20 protein-coding genes are annotated in these 18,054 nt (G+C 71.0%); 18 read left to right on the top strand and 2 right to left on the bottom strand.

The genetic code is table 11. From position 1 onward, the window contains the following. The first annotated feature begins 7 nt into the window (after nt 1–7). The 16 genes from JYJ93_RS13985 to JYJ93_RS13910 are packed head-to-tail and all read left to right on the top strand — an operon-like array spanning nt 8 to nt 14,871. Entirely contained in the window at nt 8–268 is a 261-nt protein-coding gene (locus tag JYJ93_RS13985; protein WP_120563604.1) for an acyl carrier protein, read from the top strand. Further along, a complete protein-coding gene (locus JYJ93_RS13980) occupies nt 265–816 on the top strand; it encodes a hypothetical protein (protein ID WP_206791019.1) in 552 nt (183 codons plus the stop codon). Before JYJ93_RS13985 ends, JYJ93_RS13980 begins: the two co-directional genes overlap by 4 nt. Beyond that, a complete protein-coding gene (locus tag JYJ93_RS13975; RefSeq protein ID WP_206791017.1) occupies nt 809–2,518 on the top strand; it encodes an AMP-binding protein in 1,710 nt (569 codons plus the stop codon). The genes JYJ93_RS13980 and JYJ93_RS13975 overlap by 8 nt, the downstream gene beginning before the upstream one ends. Then, entirely contained in the window at nt 2,515–3,252 is a 738-nt protein-coding gene (locus JYJ93_RS13970) for a glycosyltransferase family 2 protein (RefSeq protein ID WP_206791007.1), read from the top strand. Before JYJ93_RS13975 ends, JYJ93_RS13970 begins: the two co-directional genes overlap by 4 nt. Further along, a complete protein-coding gene (locus tag JYJ93_RS13965) occupies nt 3,249–4,196 on the top strand; it encodes an acyltransferase (protein ID WP_206791005.1) in 948 nt (315 codons plus the stop codon). The genes JYJ93_RS13970 and JYJ93_RS13965 overlap by 4 nt, the downstream gene beginning before the upstream one ends. Further along, on the top strand, nt 4,168–5,727 hold the full coding sequence (locus JYJ93_RS13960; RefSeq protein WP_206791003.1) for an aromatic amino acid ammonia-lyase: 1,560 nt from the start codon (nt 4,168–4,170) through the stop codon (nt 5,725–5,727). The genes JYJ93_RS13965 and JYJ93_RS13960 overlap by 29 nt, the downstream gene beginning before the upstream one ends. Continuing rightward, nucleotides 5,717–6,136 carry a thioesterase family protein gene (locus JYJ93_RS13955; RefSeq protein WP_014398647.1) on the top strand — a complete coding sequence of 140 codons (420 nt, stop codon included), beginning with the start codon at nt 5,717–5,719 and terminating at the stop codon, nt 6,134–6,136. Before JYJ93_RS13960 ends, JYJ93_RS13955 begins: the two co-directional genes overlap by 11 nt. After that, nucleotides 6,133–6,741 (top strand): outer membrane lipoprotein carrier protein LolA, encoded by a 609-nt coding sequence (locus JYJ93_RS13950; protein WP_206791001.1) that lies wholly within the window; start codon nt 6,133–6,135, stop codon nt 6,739–6,741. Before JYJ93_RS13955 ends, JYJ93_RS13950 begins: the two co-directional genes overlap by 4 nt. After that, nucleotides 6,731–9,028 (top strand): MMPL family transporter, encoded by a 2,298-nt coding sequence (locus tag JYJ93_RS13945; protein ID WP_206790999.1) that lies wholly within the window; start codon nt 6,731–6,733, stop codon nt 9,026–9,028. The genes JYJ93_RS13950 and JYJ93_RS13945 overlap by 11 nt, the downstream gene beginning before the upstream one ends. Then, entirely contained in the window at nt 9,025–10,254 is a 1,230-nt protein-coding gene (locus tag JYJ93_RS13940) for an NAD(P)/FAD-dependent oxidoreductase (RefSeq protein ID WP_206790989.1), read from the top strand. Before JYJ93_RS13945 ends, JYJ93_RS13940 begins: the two co-directional genes overlap by 4 nt. Beyond that, nucleotides 10,242–10,811, top strand: a complete 570-nt coding sequence (locus tag JYJ93_RS13935; RefSeq protein WP_206790987.1) for a DUF3261 domain-containing protein — start codon at nt 10,242–10,244, stop codon at nt 10,809–10,811. The genes JYJ93_RS13940 and JYJ93_RS13935 overlap by 13 nt, the downstream gene beginning before the upstream one ends. A 6-nt stretch (nt 10,812–10,817) precedes the next feature. Then, nucleotides 10,818–11,999, top strand: a complete 1,182-nt coding sequence (locus JYJ93_RS13930; RefSeq protein WP_206790985.1) for a beta-ketoacyl-ACP synthase — start codon at nt 10,818–10,820, stop codon at nt 11,997–11,999. Beyond that, the gene (locus JYJ93_RS13925) at nt 11,996–12,463 is read left to right on the top strand and encodes a hotdog family protein (RefSeq protein ID WP_206790983.1); all 468 of its coding nucleotides are present in this window, start codon (nt 11,996–11,998) and stop codon (nt 12,461–12,463) included. Before JYJ93_RS13930 ends, JYJ93_RS13925 begins: the two co-directional genes overlap by 4 nt. Continuing rightward, complete coding sequence (fabG, locus tag JYJ93_RS13920) at nt 12,456–13,187, top strand: 3-oxoacyl-ACP reductase FabG (RefSeq protein WP_206790979.1); 732 nt, start codon at nt 12,456–12,458, stop codon at nt 13,185–13,187. The genes JYJ93_RS13925 and fabG overlap by 8 nt, the downstream gene beginning before the upstream one ends. After that, a complete protein-coding gene (locus tag JYJ93_RS13915; RefSeq protein ID WP_206790977.1) occupies nt 13,184–14,422 on the top strand; it encodes a beta-ketoacyl-ACP synthase in 1,239 nt (412 codons plus the stop codon). Before fabG ends, JYJ93_RS13915 begins: the two co-directional genes overlap by 4 nt. 17 nt (nt 14,423–14,439) lie before the next feature. Beyond that, nucleotides 14,440–14,871, top strand: coding sequence for an excinuclease ATPase subunit (locus tag JYJ93_RS13910; protein WP_206790975.1), 432 nt, complete (start codon nt 14,440–14,442; stop codon nt 14,869–14,871). A gap of 29 nt (nt 14,872–14,900) precedes the next feature. Here the strand turns inward: JYJ93_RS13910 and JYJ93_RS13905 are convergent, their stop codons facing one another. Both JYJ93_RS13905 and JYJ93_RS13900 read right to left on the bottom strand, forming a co-directional pair. Beyond that, entirely contained in the window at nt 14,901–16,508 is a 1,608-nt protein-coding gene (locus tag JYJ93_RS13905; protein WP_206790973.1) for a hypothetical protein, read from the bottom strand. A gap of 147 nt (nt 16,509–16,655) precedes the next feature. Continuing rightward, nucleotides 16,656–17,234, bottom strand: a complete 579-nt coding sequence (locus JYJ93_RS13900) for a GNAT family protein (protein WP_269012763.1) — start codon at nt 17,232–17,234, stop codon at nt 16,656–16,658. Between the two features lie 103 nt (nt 17,235–17,337). On the opposite strand from JYJ93_RS13900, the gene JYJ93_RS13895 reads away from it, so the two are divergent. Then, a complete protein-coding gene (locus tag JYJ93_RS13895) occupies nt 17,338–17,508 on the top strand; it encodes a hypothetical protein (RefSeq protein WP_206790969.1) in 171 nt (56 codons plus the stop codon). After that, the gene (locus tag JYJ93_RS13890) at nt 17,505–17,990 is read left to right on the top strand and encodes a DUF2243 domain-containing protein (RefSeq protein WP_206790967.1); all 486 of its coding nucleotides are present in this window, start codon (nt 17,505–17,507) and stop codon (nt 17,988–17,990) included. Before JYJ93_RS13895 ends, JYJ93_RS13890 begins: the two co-directional genes overlap by 4 nt. Nucleotides 17,991–18,054: the final 64 nt, after the last annotated feature.

Genomic DNA, 18,054 nt, shown 5'->3' with positions numbered 1-18,054 from the left:
TCACCCCATGACCAAGCACGAGCTGTTCGAGCGCCTGAGCGCCATCCTCCAGGAAACCTTCGACATCGAGCCGTCCCGCATCGTCCCGGAGGCGCGTCTGCACGACGACCTCGACATCGACAGCATTGACGCCATCGACCTGCTGGTGCGCCTGAAGCCGGTGACGGGCCAGCGCGTCCCGCCGGAAGTCTTCCGCTCCGTGCGCACCATCCAGGACGTGGTGGACGCGCTGTACGGTCTGCTCGGCAGCGACTCCGCCGCGGCGTGAAGCGTCTGCGTCCGGTGCTGTTGGGGCTCTTGAGCCTCGCCTACCCGCCGCTCGTCTATCTGGGCCTGGGCCACTTCGAGCCCCGCTGGATGGCGCTGCCCCTGGCGGCCATGGCGGTGGTGCGCGCGGTGGCCACGCGGGAGAAGATGTGGCTCGCGGCCGCGGTGGGCGCGCTGGTGCTCGCGGGCTCCAGCATGCTGGGCAACCACGCCCTGCCCCTGAAGCTCTACCCGGTGCTGGTGAACGGGGTGCTCCTCGCCGTCTTCGCCACCAGCCTCGCGTATCCGCCCAGCGTGATTGAGCGGCTGGCGCGGCTTCGGGAGAAGGACCTGCCGCCCTCGGGCGTGGCCTACACGCGCCGGGTGACGCAGGTGTGGTGCGGCTTCTTCGTCTTCAACGGCGCGCTCGCGCTCACCACGGCGCTCTTCGCGAGCGACGCGACGTGGGCGCTCTACAACGGCCTCATCGCCTACGGCCTCATGGGCCTCTTGTTCGCGGGCGAATGGGTGGTGCGGCAGCGGGTGCGCGCACGGCACGCCCATGGCTGAGCCGCTCGCGCTCGAAACCCTCCTCGTCCACGGCCGTCCCGCCGGGCACCCCGTGGCCCGGAGCGAGGACGGCGTGCGGGACTTCGCTGCGTTGCGCGCCCGGGTCGCCGGCTGGCGCTCGGCCTTCGCGGCGCACGGAGGCCAGCGCTACGCCCTCTTCACCGAGGACACCTTCGAGTTCGCCGCCGCGCTGTTGGGCGCCTGGCACGCGGGCGTCTGCGTCTACCTGCCCGCGGACGCGCGCCCCGCCACGCTGGACGCGCTGAAGGCCCACGTGGACGGCTTCGCGGGCCGGGCCCCCCAGGGACAGGGGCCGCTCGCACCCGCGATGAACGAGGACGGGACCGCCGCCGCGCTCCAGCCGCTGTCGCCCCGGCTCGCCGCGCTGGTCGTCTACACGTCGGGCTCCAGCGGAGAGCCCACCGCCATCCCCAAGCGCCTGTCGCAGCTGTCCAGCGAGGTGGCCACGCTGGGCCGCCTGTTCGACGAGGCCGTGGGGGACGTGCCGGTGCTGGCCACCGTGTCGCACCAGCACATCTACGGCCTGCTGTTCCGGGTGCTATGGCCACTGACGTCCGGCCGCCCGTTCGACGCGAAATCCCTGCCCTATCCGGAGGACATCCTGGCCGCGCTCCAGACCGGCCCCGGGTTGCTGGTGGCGAGCCCCGCGCACCTGAAGCGGCTGCCTGCGACGCTGGACTGGGCGGCCGTGCGCGGGAACCTGCGCGGGCTGTTCTCCTCCGGCGGACCGCTCACCCCCGAAGCGCTCCACGCCTGCCGCGACCTGTTGGGCCGGGCGCCGGTGGAGGTGTACGGCAGCTCGGAGACGGGCGGCGTCGCGTGGCGCCGGCGCGACACGGACGACACCGCGTCCTGGCGCACGATGCCGGGCGTGGAGGTGCGCGCGGAAGACGACGCGCTCCGCGTCCAATCCCCCCACCTGGACCTGCCTCCGGGCGAATGGTTCACCACGGAGGACCGCGCGCGCCCCGTGCCCGGCGGCTTCGAGCTGTTGGGGCGCCGCGACCGGCTGCTCAAGCTGGAGGAGAAGCGCGTGTCGCTCTCCGCCATGGAGCGCACGCTCGTGGCCGGGGGCCTTCTGCGCGAGGCGCGGGTGCTGCCCCTCACGGAGGGCCACCGCGTGATTCTGGCGGTGGTGGGCGTGCCGGACGCGGAAGGCTGGCGGCTCCAGCAGACGGGGGGCAGGCGCTCCCTGAGCCAGGCGCTGCGCGAGAAGCTGGCCCCGCATTTCGAGTCCAGTGCCTTGCCGCGCCGGTTCCGGTATCTGGAGGCCATGCCGGTCAACTCCCAGGGCAAATCCACCGAGGCGGCGCTCGCCGCGCTCTTCGACCCGAAGCGTCCCCCGTTCCGCGTGCTGGAGCGCTCCGACGAGCGCGTGCTGCTGGCGGTGGAGGTCCCCGCGAACTCGCCCTACTTCGACGGGCACTTCCCGGGCTCGCCCATCCTGCCCGGCGTGGTGCAGGTGGAGTGGGCGCTGCTCCTGGGCCGCGAGCACTTCGCGCTGCCGCCGGACTTCCTTCGCATCGAGACGCTGAAGTTCCAGCAGGTCATTCCCCCCGGCACGCTGCTGTCGCTGGAGCTCACCTGGGCGAAGGAGTCCGGGCGGCTGGGGTTCAAGTTGACGTCGGCCGCGGGCTCGCATGCCAGTGGCCGCATCGTGTTGGGGGGAGCGGCAGGATGAAGGTCTGCGCGGTGATTCCGGTCTACAACCACGGCGAGGCCGTGGGCGCGGTGGTGAAGGCCGTGCGAAGCCACGGGCTGCCCTGCGTGCTGGTGGACGACGGCAGCGAGCCCGGCTGCGCGGCGGTGCTGGACGGCCTGGCGCGCGAGGACAGCGAGCACGTGGAGGTGGTCCGCCTGCCCCAGAACGAGGGCAAGGGCGGCGCGATGATGGCGGGCCTGCGCGCGGCCCTCGCCAAAGGCTACAGCCACGCGCTCCAAATCGACGCGGACGGCCAGCACGACGCCAACGACATCCCGCGCTTCCTGTCGCTGGCGAAGGCGCAGCCGGACATGCTCGTGTGCGGCACGCCCGTCTATGACGAGTCCGTGCCCAAGGGCCGGCTCTACGGCCGCTACGCCACGCACATCTGGGTGTGGATCAACACGCTCTCGTTCGCCATCCGCGACTCCATGTGCGGCTTCCGCGTGTATCCGCTCCAGCCCACCGTGGCGCTCATCGACTCGGTGAGGATTGGCAAGCGGATGGACTTCGACGTGGAGGTGCTGGTGCGCCTGTTCTGGCGCGGCATGCGCATCCTCAACCAGCCCACCCAGGTGCGCTACCCCACCGACGGCATCTCCCACTTCGACGTGCTCTGGGACAACGTGCGCATCTCCGGCATGCACGCCCGGCTCTTCTTCGGGATGCTGGGACGGCTGCCCGTCCTGCTCTGGCGCAAGGTGGCCAGATGAAGTCCCGCCATTGGGCGGAGATGGGAGAGACCACCTTCGTCGCCGGCATCTGGATCCTCTATTGGATCCACCGCCTCCTGGGCCGCTGGCCCTTCCGCCTCTGCCTCTACCCGGTGGTGCTGGTGAACTGGCTCAGGCGCCCGGCGCTGCGTCAGGCGTCAGGCCAGTACCTGGAGCGGATGCAGGCCGCCACCGGGGCCCTGGGGCACGCGCCCCGCTGGCGCGACAGCGTGCGCCACGTGCTGATGTTCGCGGAGACCATGCTGGACAAGCTGCTCGCGGTGAGCGGGCGCTACCGCTTCGAGAGCGTCCGCACGGAAGGGCGCGAGGAGTTCTACCAGGCGGCGAAGTCCGGCCGGGGCGGCGTCATCGTCACCGCGCACATGGGCTGCCTGGAATTGTGCCGCTCCATGGCGGAGCGCCGGGGCGAGGTGAAGCTCAACATCCTGGTGCACACGCTGCACGCGGAGCAGTTCAACCGCCTGCTCAAGCGGCTCAACCCGGAGAACGACTTCCGGCTGATGGAGGTCACGGACATGGGCCCGGCCACCGCGGTCGCGCTGAACGAGCGCGTGGAGGCCGGCGAGTTCGTGGTCATCGCGGGCGACCGCATCCCGGTGAATTCCGCGCAGACCGTGCGCGTCGACTTCCTCGGCCACCCGGCGCCATTTCCGGTGGGCCCCTACGTGCTGGCGGCGCTGCTCAAGTGTCCGCTCTACCTGCTGGGCTGCATCCATGAGGGCAAGGGCTACACCATCCACTTCGAGCGCCTCTTCGAGCGCGTCGTGCTGCCCCGGGGCAAGCGCGAGGCCGCGCTCACCGACTGCGCCCAGCACTACGCAGGCCGGGTGACGGCGCTGCTGAAGCGCGCGCCCTACGACTGGTTCAACTTCTTTCCCTTCTGGGATCAGGTGCATGTCTCCGCGAAGCCCCCCACTTTCTGACACCCCGGTCCGCTTCGACGGAACGCGGCTGACGCTCGAGGACGTGGGCGCCCTGTCGCGCCGCGAGCGCCCCGCGGAGCTGGGCACGGCCCCCGCCTTCCGCCAGCGCATCGCCAGGGGCGCCGCGTTCCTGGACCGGCTGCTGGCGGAGGACGGCGTCATCTACGGCGTCACCACCGGCTACGGCGACTCCGTCACGGTGTCCATCCCGCCCGCGCTCGTCGCGGAGCTGCCGCACCACCTCTACACGTACCACGGCATCGGCGCGGGCCGGTTCCTCACCCCGGAGGAGACGCGCGCGGTGCTGGCCACGCGGCTGGCGTCGCTGTCACAGGGCTTCTCCGGCGTGGGCGTGGCGCTCCTCACCCAGTTGGAGCTGCTGCTCCAGCACGACGTGCTGCCGCTGATTCCAGCCGAGGGCTCCGTGGGCGCGTCCGGCGACCTGACGCCCCTGTCCTACGTGGCGGCGGTGCTCTGCGGCGAGCGCGACGTGTGGCACCGGGGCGAGCGCAAGCCCGCGGCGCAGGTGCTGAAGGAACTGGGCATCTCTCCCCTCAAGCTGCGGCCGAAGGAAGGCCTGGCCATCATGAACGGCACCGCCGTGATGACGGCCCTGGCGTGCCTGGCGTGGGAACGCGCGGAGTACCTGTCGCGGCTCGCCACCCGGCTCACGGCGTTCAACGTGCTGGCGAGCGCCGGCAACGCGCACCACTACGACGAGACGCTCTTCGCGGCGAAGCCCCACGCGGGCCAGCAGCGCGTGGCGGCCCGGCTGCGCGCGGACCTGGTCACGGACCGGCCTTCGCGCAACGAGCAGCGGCTCCAGGACCGGTACTCGCTCCGGTGCGCGCCGCACGTGATTGGCGTGCTGGAGGACGCGCTGCCGTACTTCCGCACGCTCATCGAGAACGAGCTGAACAGCGCCAACGACAACCCGCTCATCGACCCGGATGGCGAGCGGGTGCTGCACGGCGGCCACTTCTACGGCGGCCACATCGCCTTCGCCATGGACGGGCTGAAGAACGCGGTGGCCAACGTGGCGGACCTGTTGGATCGGCAGCTCGCGCTGCTGGTGGACCCGCGCTTCAACCACGGGCTGCCCGCGAACCTCTCCGCGTCCACCGGCGCCCGCGCGGCCATCAACCACGGCCTCAAGGCGGCGCAGATCAGCGTCTCCGCGTGGACCGCGGAGGCGCTGAAGCAGACCATGCCCGCGTCCGTCTTCTCCCGCTCCACCGAGTGCCACAACCAGGACAAGGTGAGCATGGGCACCATCGCCGCGCGCGACTGCCTGCGGGTGCTGGAGCTGACGGAGCAGGTGGCCGCGGCCATGCTCATCGCCGCGCGCCAGGGCGTCACCCTGCGCCAGCGGCTGGACGCGGACGCGAAGCCCGGCCCCGCCCTGGCCGCGATGCACGCGGACCTGGAAGCGCGCATTCCTCTGCTGGTGGAGGACCGGGCGCTGGACGGCGAGCTGCAGGGCCTCATCACCGCCATCCGCCGCCGGGAGTGGAGGCTGCATGAAGCCTGACCTGAGCTGCGAGCTGGAGATCGACCCGGCGTTCCACGATCTCGACATGATGGAGATCGTCTGGCACGGCCACTACGTGAAGTACCTGGAGCTGGCGCGCGCCGTCATCCTGCGCAAGCACGACTACGACTGGCCGCAGATGCGCGAGTCCGGGTACGGCTGGCCCGTGGTGGAGATGAAGCTCAAGTACGTCTCCCCCATCCACTACAAGCAGCGCATCATCGTGCGCGCCGAAATCACCGAGTGGGAGAACCGGCTGCGCTTCGACTACCTGCTGCGCGACGCGGACACCGGCCGCAAGGTGAACCAGGCCCACACCATCCAGGTCGCGGTCTCATTGAAGACGGGCGAGATGGAATACGTCTGTCCGGAAGTCCTCTGGAAGAAGCTGGGAGTGTGGCCGGGATGAAGCCCTTCCTCGTGTTGATGCTGTCGCTCTTGTCCGTGAGCGCCCACGCCGCGGACCTGGTGAAGGACGTGCGCTCGCGCCTGGTGGACGCGCCGCTCGTGCGCGGCCGGTTCGAACAGAAGAAGACCGTGCAGGGCTTCAAGAAGCCGCTGGTGTCCAAGGGGGATTTCCTCCTCGCGCGCGACCAGGGCGTGCTGTGGAACACGCGCACGCCGTTCGCCTCCACGCTGACGCTCACGCGCAAGTCGCTGAGCGCGCAGCAGGCCACGGGCGGCGCGGCCTACCACCTGGACTCCACCAAGGAGCCCGCGCTGGCGGCGGTGAACGAGCTGCTCTTCGCGCTCCTGTCCGGCGACGTCGCGGCGCTCCAGAAGCGCTTCACGGTGGCGGGCGAGCTGGTGGGCGACAAGGGCTGGAAGCTGGAGCTGACGCCCACGGACGCGGGGCTCGCGCGCGTCTTCAAGCACATCCACCTGGAGGGTGACGGGTACGTGCGCCAGGTGCAGCTGGACGAGACGCGCGGCGACAGCAGCGTCATCACCTTCGAGCAGCTCGCGCAGACGCCTCCCCCCGACGCCACGGAAGCGGAACGCCTTGGCAAATAAGCTGGCCATCCTGTGGGCGCTGGTCGTGCTCGCCGTGGGCGTGCACCAGGTCCAGTTCTGGCGCTCCGCGAGCCTGGACACGGACGTGCTCGCGCTCCTGCCGGAGGACGAGCAGGCGCCGGAGGTGGACGCCGCCACGCGCAAGCTCGCCGACGACGCCGGCCGGCAGGTGGTGCTGCTGGTGGGCGCCAACGACTGGCCGTCCGCGCAGAAGGCCGCGGACGAGGCCACGCGCGTGCTCACGGAGGCCTCCGACCTGCTGGAGCCGGCGGTGGTGGACACCTCCTCGCTGGAGCAGGCGGTGGAGTTCTACCGTCCCTACCGCGACCGGCTGCTCACGCCCGCGCAGCGCCAGTGGCTGACGCGCGCGACGCCGGAGGAGCTGGGCGGCACGGCCTTGATGAAGCTGTACCAGCCCGCGGGCGCGCGGCTGACTGACTGGAACGCGGATCCGCTGGGCCTGTGGCAGGACTGGTGGCAGGCCCGCGCGGCGGAGACGTCCGCCCGGCCCCGCGACGGACGGATGTGGCTGTCCGGCGAGGGGCGCGAGTGGGTGCTCCTCCTGTGGAAGAGCAAGGTGTCCGCCTTCGCGCTGGGGGACGGCTCGCGCGTCACCGCCACGGTGGAGCGGGCACGCTCGCGAGTCGAAGCGGCGGTGCCCGGTGGACGGCTGGTGGCCGCGGGCGTGCCGCTGTACGCGGAGGCCGCCGCCTCGCAGGCGAGCTGGGAGATGTCCACCATCGGCTTCGGGTCGCTGGCGGCGGTGCTCATCCTCGTCTGGCTCACCTTCCGCTCGCTGCGGCCCATCCTCCTCGTGGGCGTGTCGCTTACGCTGGGCTGCGCGGTGGCGCTGACGGTCACCGCGCTCGTGTTCGACCGGGTGCACCTGCTCACGCTCGTCTTCGGCTCCAGCCTGGTGGGCGTGGCGGAGGACTACGGCTTCCACTACTTCGCCGCGCGCCAGGGCAAGGCCCCGTCGGAGCGCGGTCCGGTGATGCGCGCGCTTTTGCCCGGCATGGTGCTCGCGCTCGTCACCAGCGTGGTGGCGTACCTGGCGCTGGGGGTCGCGCCCTTCCCGGGCCTGCGGCAGATGGCGGTGTTCTCCGCCGCCGGCCTCACCGCCGCGTTCCTCACCGTGGTGTGCTGGTTCCCCTCGCTGGACACGGGCGCCCTGCCCGTCACCTCGTTCTCCGAGCGCTTCTCCGCGTCCATCACCCGCTGGCCGCGCGTCGCGTCCACCCCGGCCTGGTGGGTGTCCGGCGCGATCCTCACGGTGCTTGTCGCCGTGGGCATCTGGAAGCTGGAGCCCCGGGACGACCTGCGCCAGTTGCAGGGCGCGCCCGCGAACCTCATCGCGGATCAGCGGGAGCTGGGGCGCCTGTTGGGGCTGCCCAGCCCGGCGCAGTTCTTCCTGGTGCAGGGTGACAGCGACGAACAAGTGCTCGCGCGCGAGGCCGTGCTGAAGACGAAGCTGGACGCGCTGGTCTCCGAGAAGGTGTTCGCGGGCTACCGCGCCGTGTCCGACTGGCTCCCGTCAGAAGCGCAGCAGCGCGAGGACGCGGCCCTGAGCGCCCGCGCGGAAGCCCTGGCCGTCGCCGCCGTCAGCGAATCCACGGGCGAGGCCCCCACGCGCGCCGCCTTCTCCCCGGAGCCGCTCACGCTCCAGCACTTCCTGTCCGGCCCCGCCGCCGCGGCCATCCGGCAGCAGTGGCTGGGGACGCTGGGACAGGCGCGATACAGCGTTCTCATGCTGCGCGGCCTCAACGACCCCAAGGTGCTGCCCCGTCTGGAAGAGGTGGCCCACGGCCTGGACGGCGTCCGCTGGGTGGACAAGACGGCGGAGATTTCAGGCCTGCTCAGCCGCTACCGCCGCATCATGGGCGGGCTCATCGTCGCGGGTTACATCGCGGTGCTGCTCACGCTGGTGGCCCGCTTCGGCCGTCAGGCGTGGCGCGCATGGATCCCCTCCGTGCTGGGCACGCTGCTGACGCTCGCCCTCTTCGGGTGGGTGGGCGCGCCGCTGCAGCTCTTCACCGTGCTCGGGCTGGTGCTGCTGCTGGGCATGGGCGTGGACTACGGCATCTTCCTCCTGGAGCACCCCGGTGACGGCTCCGCGTGGCTCGCGGTGGCGCTGGCCGGCGTGAGCACGCTGCTCTCCTTCGGGCTGCTGGGCCTGTCCGCCACGCCCGCGCTGCGCTCCTTCGGCCTCGCCATGCTGGTGGGCGAGGTCGCCATCTGGATCCTCACCCCTTGTTTCCGACTTCCACCCGGGAAAGCCACACATTGAAAACCGAGACAGCGGACATCCTCATCATCGGCGCGGGCCCCGCGGGCTCCGTCGCGGCGGGCCTCCTTCGCAAGCAGGGCCGTGACGTCCTCGTGCTGGAGCGCGAGCAGTTCCCGCGCTTCTCCATTGGCGAGAGCCTGCTGCCGCAGAGCATGGAGTACATCCAGGAGGCCGGCTTCCTCCAGGACATCGTGGAGGCGGGCTTCCAGTACAAGAACGGCGCCGCGTTCGAGCGCGCCGGCCGGTACACGGACTTCGACTTCCGCGACAAGTTCAGCCCCGGCTGGGGCACCACCTACCAGGTGCAGCGCGCCCGCTTCGACCAACTCCTGGCCCAGGCCGCGGAGAAGAAGGGCGCCACCGTGCGCTTCCGCCACGAGGTGCTGTCCGTGGACTTCTCCAGCGGGCAGCCGGTGGTGACGGCGCGCTCCCCCGAAGGCGAGACGTACCAGGTGAAGGCGCGCTTCCTGCTGGACGCGAGCGGCTTCGGCCGCGTGCTGCCGCGCCTGCTGAACCTGGAGACGCCGTCCAACTTCCCCGTGCGCGGCGCCATCTTCACGCACGTGCAGGACAACGTCCCGCTCGGCACCTTCGACCGGAACAAGATCCGCGTCACGACGCACCCGGAGCACGTGCACGTCTGGTACTGGACCATCCCCTTCTCCGACGGCCGCTGCTCGCTGGGCGTGGTCGCGAAGAAGGAGTTCCTGGACCAGTACACCGGCACGGACACGGAGCGGCTCCAGGCCATCGTGAAGGAGGCGCCGTCGCTGCAGAACCTCCTGAAGGACGCCGTCTGGGACACGCCCGCGCGCAAGCTCACCGGCTACGCGGCCAACGTGAAGTCGCTGTGGGGCCCGGGCTTCGCGCTGCTGGGCAACGCGGGCGAGTTCCTGGACCCCGTGTTCTCCTCGGGCGTCACCATCGCCTTCAAGTCCGCGAGCCTCGCGTCGGCCTGCATCGCCCGGGAGTTCGCGGGGGAGCAGGTGGACTGGGAGAAGGACTACGCGAAGCCGCTCAAGGCGGGCGTGGACACCTTCCGCACCTTCGTGGAGTCCTGGTACGAGGGCGGCTTCCAGAACATCATCTTCCACCCGAACCCGTCGGACGACGTGCGCCGGATGATCTCCGCCATCCTCGCCGGCTACGCGTGGGACAAGAACAACCCCTACGTCGCGGAGAGCAAGCGGCGCCTGACCGTCCTCGAGTCCCTGTGCGCGGCGTAATCACCGCCCTCCTCGTCGCGGGGCTGATGGCCTGCACCACCCCGCCCCGGCCCCGGCCCTCCGCCCCTGGCGAGCCGTTGCCGGAGCTGCGCCTGGCCCCCGCCGCCCTCGGCACGTCCGTGAGCCTGGCGCAGCAGCTCGTGTTCGCGCACGAGCAGGACCCCGGAGGCCCCCGCTCGCTAGAGGCGCTCCTGGAGGTGGACCCGGCCCGGATGCAGCTGGCCGGGCTGGCCATGGGGCACCGCATCCTCACCCTGCGCTGGGATGGCAGCCGCCTGGACGAGGAGCGGGACCCCCGCGTGCCCGCCCAGTTCAACTCCGCCCTGGTGTTGCGGGACGTGCAGCTCGTCTACTGGCCGGCCGACGCCGTGCGCGCCGCCCTGCCCGCCGGCTGGACGCTGGAGGATGGCCCCACCCGGCGGACCCTGTCGAAGAACGGCAGGGAATGGGTGACGGTGCGCTACGATGGCACCCCGCGCTGGGAAGGGCGCACGCAGCTCATCAACCACTCCGAGCACTACCAGCTCACCATCGACTCGCACGTCGCCGACGAGTGACACCCCATGCCTCCTCCTGTCTTCCTCAACCAGCTGGGCCTCGTCTGCGCGTTGGGCTCCGGGAAGCAGGAGGTGGCCCGGGCGCTGTTCGCGGACACCGTCTCTGGCGTCGCTTCGCATGCCGGGTACGCGGACCGGCCGCTGCACCTGGGCGTCGTCACCGCCCCCCTCGCGGCGCAGGACGCGCTGCCCCCTTCGCAGCACAGCCGCAACAACGCGCTGCTGCTCACCGCGCTGGAGCAGGTGCGCCCCGGGATTGACGCCGCCATCGCCCGCTTCGGCCCCGCGCGCGTGGCGGTGGTGCTGGGCACCAGCACGTCCGGCGTTGGCGAAGGAGAAGCGGCCATGGCCGCCCACCTGGCCACGGGCGAGCTGCCGGCCCACTTCCATCTTCAGCAGCAGGAGCTGGGCTCCCCCGCGCTGGCGCTCGCGCACGTGCTGGGCACTTGCGGCCCCGCGTACGTCATCTCCACCGCGTGCTCCTCCAGCGCCAAGGCCCTGGCCAGCGCGGCGCGGATGCTGCGCGCGGGCACCGTGGACGCGGTGCTGACGGGCGGCGTGGATTCGCTGTGTGGCTTCACCGTGGCGGGCTTCCGCTCGCTGGACTCCGTGAGCGAGGAGCGCTGCAACCCGATGAGCGCCCACCGCCACGGCATCAACATCGGCGAGGCGGCGGCGCTGTTCCTGATGACGCTCGAGCCGGGGCCGGTGCGCCTGTCCGGCTGGGGCGAGTCCTCCGACGCGCACCACATCTCCGCCCCGGAGCCCGGCGGCAAGGGCGCCATGGCCGCCATCCAGGAGGCCCTGAAGCGCGCGGGGCTTTCGCCAGGGCAGGTGGACTACGTGAACCTGCACGGCACCGCCACGCCGCAGAACGACGCCATGGAGAGCCGCGCGGTGCACACGCTGCTGGGGCCGGACGTGAAGGCCAGCTCCACCAAGCCGCTCACCGGACACACGCTGGGAGCCGCGGGCGCGCTGGAGGCGGCCTTCGCGTACCTCACGCTGGTGGACAACCCGGAAGGCAAGCTGCCCGGGCACTTCTGGGACGGCGCCGTGGACCCGGCGCTGCCGGCGCTGTCGCTGGTGAAGCCGGGGGAATCGCTGGGGCGCCCGGTGAAGAGCGTGCTGAGCAATTCGTTCGCCTTCGGGGGCAGCAACGCCGCCCTCGTGCTGGAGCGCGCATGATGCGCATCGTGATTGATCAGCCCGTCGAGGAGCTGGTGCCCCATCAGGGCCGCATGCGGCTGCTCGACCGCGTCCTGGAGGGCGACGCGGACTCGCTGCTCGCGGAGGTCACCGTGCGCGAGGACAGCCTCTTCTACGCGGACGGCGTCGTGGGCGGCTGGGTGGGCATCGAGTACATGGCGCAGGCCGTGGCCGCGTGGGCCGGGTGGCATGCGCGCAAGCGCGGCGGCACGCCCCGGGTGGGCTTCCTGCTGGGCACGCGCCGCTTCGAGTGCAGCCGCCCCGTCTTCAAGCTGGGCGAGACCCTGCGCGTCGAGGTCCACCGCCAGTTCTCCGCGGACAACGGGCTGGGCCAGTTCGACTGCACCTTGCGCATCGGGACGGAGCAGGTGGCCACGGCGGCGCTGACGGTCTACGAGCCGCAACCGGGGCAGGACCTGGGAAGGGGCAACACAGATGGGTGACAAGACGGTGCTGGTGACGGGCTCCAGCCGGGGCATCGGCCGCGCCATCGCGCTGCGCCTGGCCCGCGACGGCTACGACGTCGTGGTGCACTGCCGCAGCAAGCGCGAGGAGGCGGACGCGGTGGCCGCCCAGGTGCGTGAGGCCGGCCGCGAGTCGCGCGTGCTCCAGTTCGACGTGGCGGACCGCGCCGGCACGCAGGCCGCGCTGCTCGCCGACGTGGAGGCCCACGGCTGCTACTACGGCGTGGTGTGCAACGCGGGCATCGCTCGCGACAACGCCTTCCCCGCGATGACGGCGGAGGAGTGGGACGGCGTCATCCACACCAACCTGGACGCCTTCTACAACGTGCTCAACCCGCTCACGATGCCCATGGTGCGCCGCAGGAAGCCGGGCCGCATCGTCACGCTGTCGTCCGTGTCCGGGCTCATGGGCAACCGGGGCCAGGTGAACTACAGCGCCGCCAAGGCGGGCATCATCGGCGCGACGAAGGCGCTGGCGGTGGAGCTGGCCAAGCGCGACATCACCGTCAACTGCGTGGCGCCGGGCCTCATCGACACGGAGATGGTGCCTCCGGAGGTGCTGGAGGAGGCGCTGAAGATCATTCCCGCCCGCCGGATGGGCAAACCCGAGGAGGTCGCCGCCGCGGTGGCCTTCCTCATGGCGGAAGACGCGGCCTACATCACGCGGCAGGTGATTTCGGTGAACGGGGGGATGATCGGATGAAGCGCGTGGTGGTCACCGGAGTCGGTGCGCTGAGCCCCCTGGGCCATGACTGGAAGACGGTCGAGGCGTCGCTGCGCGCGCGCCAGAACGCCGTCCAGGTGATGGAGCCCTGGAAGCAGTACGAAGGTCTGAACACGCGGCTGGGCGCGCCCGCCCAGCCCTTCGAATTGCCCCCGTCCACGTACTCGCGCAAGACGACGCGCACCATGGGCCGCGTGGCGCTGATGGCGACGCGGGCCAGCGAGCTGGCGCTCCAGGACGCGGGCCTGTTGGGCAGCCCCCTGGTGAAGAGCGGGAAGATGGGCATCGCCTACGGCTCCTCCGCGGGGACGCCGGAGAACATGGGCGACTTCGGGAAGATGATCACCCACAAGACGACGGAGGGCATCACCGCGACGACGTACCTGCGGATGATGTCCCATACGGCGGCGGTGAACATCGGCGTCTTCTTCGGCGTCACCGGGCGCATCATCACCACGTCCAGCGCGTGCACCTCCGGCAGCCAGGGCATCGGCTACGCGTACGAGGCGATCAAACTGGGCCGCCAGGTGGCGATGCTCGCGGGCGGCGCGGAGGAACTGGACGCCACGGGCGCGGCGGTGTTCGACACCCTCTTCGCCACCAGCACGAAGCACAACGAAGCGCCGCACCAGTCCCCTCGCCCCTTCCACGCCGAGCGCGACGGGCTGGTGCTGGGCGAGGGCGCGTGCACGCTGGTGCTGGAGGAGTTGGAGCACGCGAAGGCGCGCGGCGCCACCATCCACGCGGAGCTGTTGGGCTACGGCACCAACAGCGACGGCCGCCACGTGACGCAGCCCAACGCGGACACCATGGCGGAGGCCATGCGGCTGGCGCTGGAGGACGCGGGCGTTCCGGCGTCCGCCATCCCCTACGTCAACGCGCACGGCACGGCGACGGACACGGGCGACGTGGCGGAGAGCGCGGCGACGAAGTCCGTCTTCGGGGAGAAGGTCGCCATCTCCAGCCTCAAGAGCTACATGGGCCACACGCTGGGGGCCTGCGGCGCGCTGGAGGCGTGGATGTCCATCCAGATGATGCGCTCGGACTGGTTCGCGCCCACGCTGCACCTGACGGCGGACTCCGTGGATCCGAAGTGCGCGCCGCTGGACTATGTCACGGGTGAGGGACGTGCTTTGCAGACGGACCTGGTGATGAGCAACAACTTCGCCTTCGGCGGCATCAACACGTCGTTGATCTTCCGCCGCTGGCCCTGATGACTGGAGCCCCCGCCATGAAGAAAGCCCTCCTGTTGCTGGCCCTGACCGCCGCGAGCCCCGCCCTGGCGCGCGACACCGTGACGAAGGTGAAGCTGGCGGACGTGATGGCCCTGCCCGAAGCCAAGGAGAAGCTGGACGGCTCGGTGAAGTTCTTCCTGGACGGCGCGAAGACGCCCAAGGTGCTCAAGACGCTGGGCAGCGACACCACGAACAAGAAGACCAACGGCGTGGGCAAGTCGGACGACTACGCCTGCAAGTGGGCCGCCCTCTCCGCGCTCATCGCCCTGCAGGAGGGCGCGAAGAAGAACGGCGCCAACGCGGTGGTCAACATCGTCAGCTACTACAAGAAGGTGGAGTCCAAGAGCGCCACCGAAATCGAGTGCCACGCCGGCAGCTTCGTCACCGGCGTCGCGCTCAAGGGCGACTACGCCACCATCTCGAAGTAGCCCTGAAGGCTGCTTCCGCGCGGCGGGCCCTACCGCCGCGCGGGCACCTCGATGCGGCAGACGCTCCCGGGCGCCAGGCTCCGCGAGCGCATCCAGGCCTCCAGGTCGCGGTCGATGCGCGCCGCGGCCTCCGCGTCGAAGCGGCGGTTGTCCTGGAGCTTCCACCCCTGCGGGTAGTTGCCCGAGTAGCCGTTCACCGTGGGCACGCCGTGCTCGCCGGACGCCCACACGGCATCCAGTTGGTACTTCCACTCCTGGGCCTCACCGGACGTCGGCGCGTAGAAGAAGCTCGCGCAGCCCGGTGCGATGCGCGCGGCCACCGCCTCCACGTCCGCGCGGGCTTCGTGTCTGTCATAGGCGGGGCTCGCGAGCCCCTGCTCCAGGAGGCACAGCGCGCCCAGGCCCACCGCCAGCGCCGCGCGGCCGGACTCCCACTGGCGCTGGAGGTACAGGGCCAGCCCCACGGCCGCGGGCACCAGCAGCCACATGCCAATGCGGGCCAGGGCCCGGATGGCCGCCGCGCCGGGCACCCCGTGGAAGACGAGCCACCAGGGCGTGAAGCCGCCGGTGTAGCGCGACGCGAGCAGCACGGTGGCCACCGCCACGACGAGCAGCAGCCGCACCGCGGGCCGTGAGCGCGCCTGCCACAGGCCGATGCCCGCGAGCACCGGGGTGACGAAGCCGAAGCCCAGGCGGTGCTCCCACGCCACGGGCATGCGCTGGAACTTGGAGAAGCCGTTCGTCCACCCGTACAGCCAGCTGTCCTGCCCCACGAAGAACCAGCTCCAGAAGCGCGGCACCATGGGGGACACCTCCGCGAAGGTGCGCAGCCCCACCGTGCCAATGGCCTGACGCGAGTGCAGGACGAGCGGCACGAGCAGCGCCAGCCCCACGACTCCGAAGCCCGCGAGCGCCGGGAGGTGGCGGCGCAGCGCCGTCAGCAGCGGGCCGCGCGTGTCCCGGAAGGCGAGCCCGGCGATGAACGCCAGGAGCAGGAAGAAGAAGAGGAACCAGCCCCAGTAGAAGCCCGCGTAGAGCTGCGCCACGAACGCGCCCACCAGCAGCGCGGACCAGGCCATCCCCCGCCGTCGATCCACCTCCGGCCGCGTCAGCGCGATGACCGCGCCCACGGCGAGGAGCGCGAAGAACTGCCCTTCCAGCTGCGGGTGGTTGAGCTGGTTGATGCGCGGCGCGCCGGCCGTGAAGAGCACCGCGCCCACCACCGCCGGAAGGACGCGCAGGCCAAACCCTCGCCGCAGGAGCCACACCGCCGCGGCGTAGTTGAGCGCCGCCATGGTGAGCGACCACGCCTGCCATGACAGGTCCGCGCCCAGGCCCAGTGCGCGCCACACCCAGTAGAACGGGGCCACGCCCAGGAGCACGTCGGAGTACGCGGCGACGTTGGGCTCGGGGTGGAACATGGGCGGGTCCCAGAAGCGCGCGTGCGCCGGGTCGCCCGTCACGAAGCGCCAGCCGTGCTCCAGGACGTAGTGGTTGAAGCGAACGTCGCCCTCGTCCCCCTGCACCAGGCGAAGCCCGGACAGGATGGCGGGATGGTGCGACAGCAACAGGGCCAGCACGCCGCCAGCGAGGACGAGCAGGACGGCGCGGGTGCGTTCCGAGACGGCGGTTCCCATGGACGCCGGGAGCGTTAACACACCGGGCACGCCCGCTGGAACGACGGAGGGCGCCAAGACAAGCGCCCTCCCGTCCCCGTCAGCGCGTCGGCACGTCCAACCTCGGGGCACGGGCAGCCACCCAAACCAGGCGCGATGTCTGTCCTCTCAGAGCAGCTTCTGCCCCAGCACGTCGAAGGCCTCCGCGATGTTCGCGGCGGCGGGGCTGGCGGGGTACTCCCCGGCGAGCAGGGTCCAGAGCATCGTGTCCCGGAGCGCACCGTCGGGTGCGACGAGCCGCTGTCTCAAGGTGCCTTCGTGAACGAAACCCAGCCTCCTGGCGACCGCCGCGCTGCGGACGTTGCGGGGGTCGCAATGAATCTCCACCCGGCGCACGCCCTCCACCTCGAAGGCGACGCGGGTGAGCGCCCCGGCGATCTCCGTCGCCAGCCCCCGGCCCGTGTGGCTCGCTGAAACCCAGTAGCCAATCTCCAGGGCGCCCTCGCCCACCCGGGGATGCAGGCCGGTGCCGCCAAGAACCTCGGAGCCGTCGCGGCTGAACACGCCGTAGGCGAAGTCCTGTCCCAGGTCGAACAGCCCGCGCATCCGGCGGAGCTGCCCGGCCTGCTGCGTGACGTTCATTGGATAGCGCTTGGCCCACTCCATCCATGGACGCAGGTGTTCAAGGTTGGATTCGATGGCGTGCAGCGCCAGCGGCGCATCGGTCGGAGACCAGCAACGCAGCACGGTGTGCTCGGTCCTGACCGTATACGCAGGACGAAACGCGGTGGGAGGCATACGTCCCTCGAATGGCTCGAACCCCTACCGGAGCCAGGCCCTGGAGCATCGCATGCAAGGTTTCAACGCGCTCACGTTGTTCGCCTGTGAGACATGCCGGCCGGCGGTGGAGGCGGGCATCTTCAACGAGCATTTCTGGGGCCGGCTGGCCATCACGCTGCTGCCCTTCGGCGTCATCCTGTGCGTCGTGGCGCCGCTGCACCGCCTGGGACGTGAGCGATGAACCGGGGGCCACTGCTCTCCGCGGGCGTGATGCTGGGCGTGGGCCTGGGCGGCTTCGTGGACGGCATCCTCCTGCACCAGATCCTGCAATGGCACAACATGCTCTCCAGCCACCTGCCGCCGGACACGCTGGTGAACGCCAAGGTGAACATGTTCTGGGATGGCCTCTTCCATGCCTTCACCTGGCTCATGACCTTCAGCGGCCTGGTGCTGCTCTGGCGCGCGGGCCTCCGGACGGACGTGCCGTGGTCCTCGCGAACCTTCGCGGGATGCCTGCTGGGAGGCTGGGGTCTCTTCAACGTCGTCGAAGGGCTCATCGACCACCAGCTCCTCGGCGTGCACCACGTGCGCACCGGCCCGTCCCAAACCGCGTGGGACGTGGGCTTCCTCCTCTTCGGTCTGGCCCTGCTGCTCTCGGGCGGCGCGCTCATCCGCGCGGGCCGCGAGGACGTCACGCCCCGGGGCGGCACCATCAGGACTTGAGACGGGCGGGACACCGCGCCGCGCCATCGTCCCCGGGTCCCATCCCGGGACCGCGCGTGCCCCG

Origin of the sequence: Corallococcus sp. NCSPR001 (genome assembly GCF_017309135.1) — a bacterium.
In the GTDB taxonomy this organism is placed as follows: Bacteria; Myxococcota; Myxococcia; order Myxococcales; family Myxococcaceae; genus Corallococcus.
This window is presented reverse-complemented; position numbering and strand designations above follow the sequence as displayed.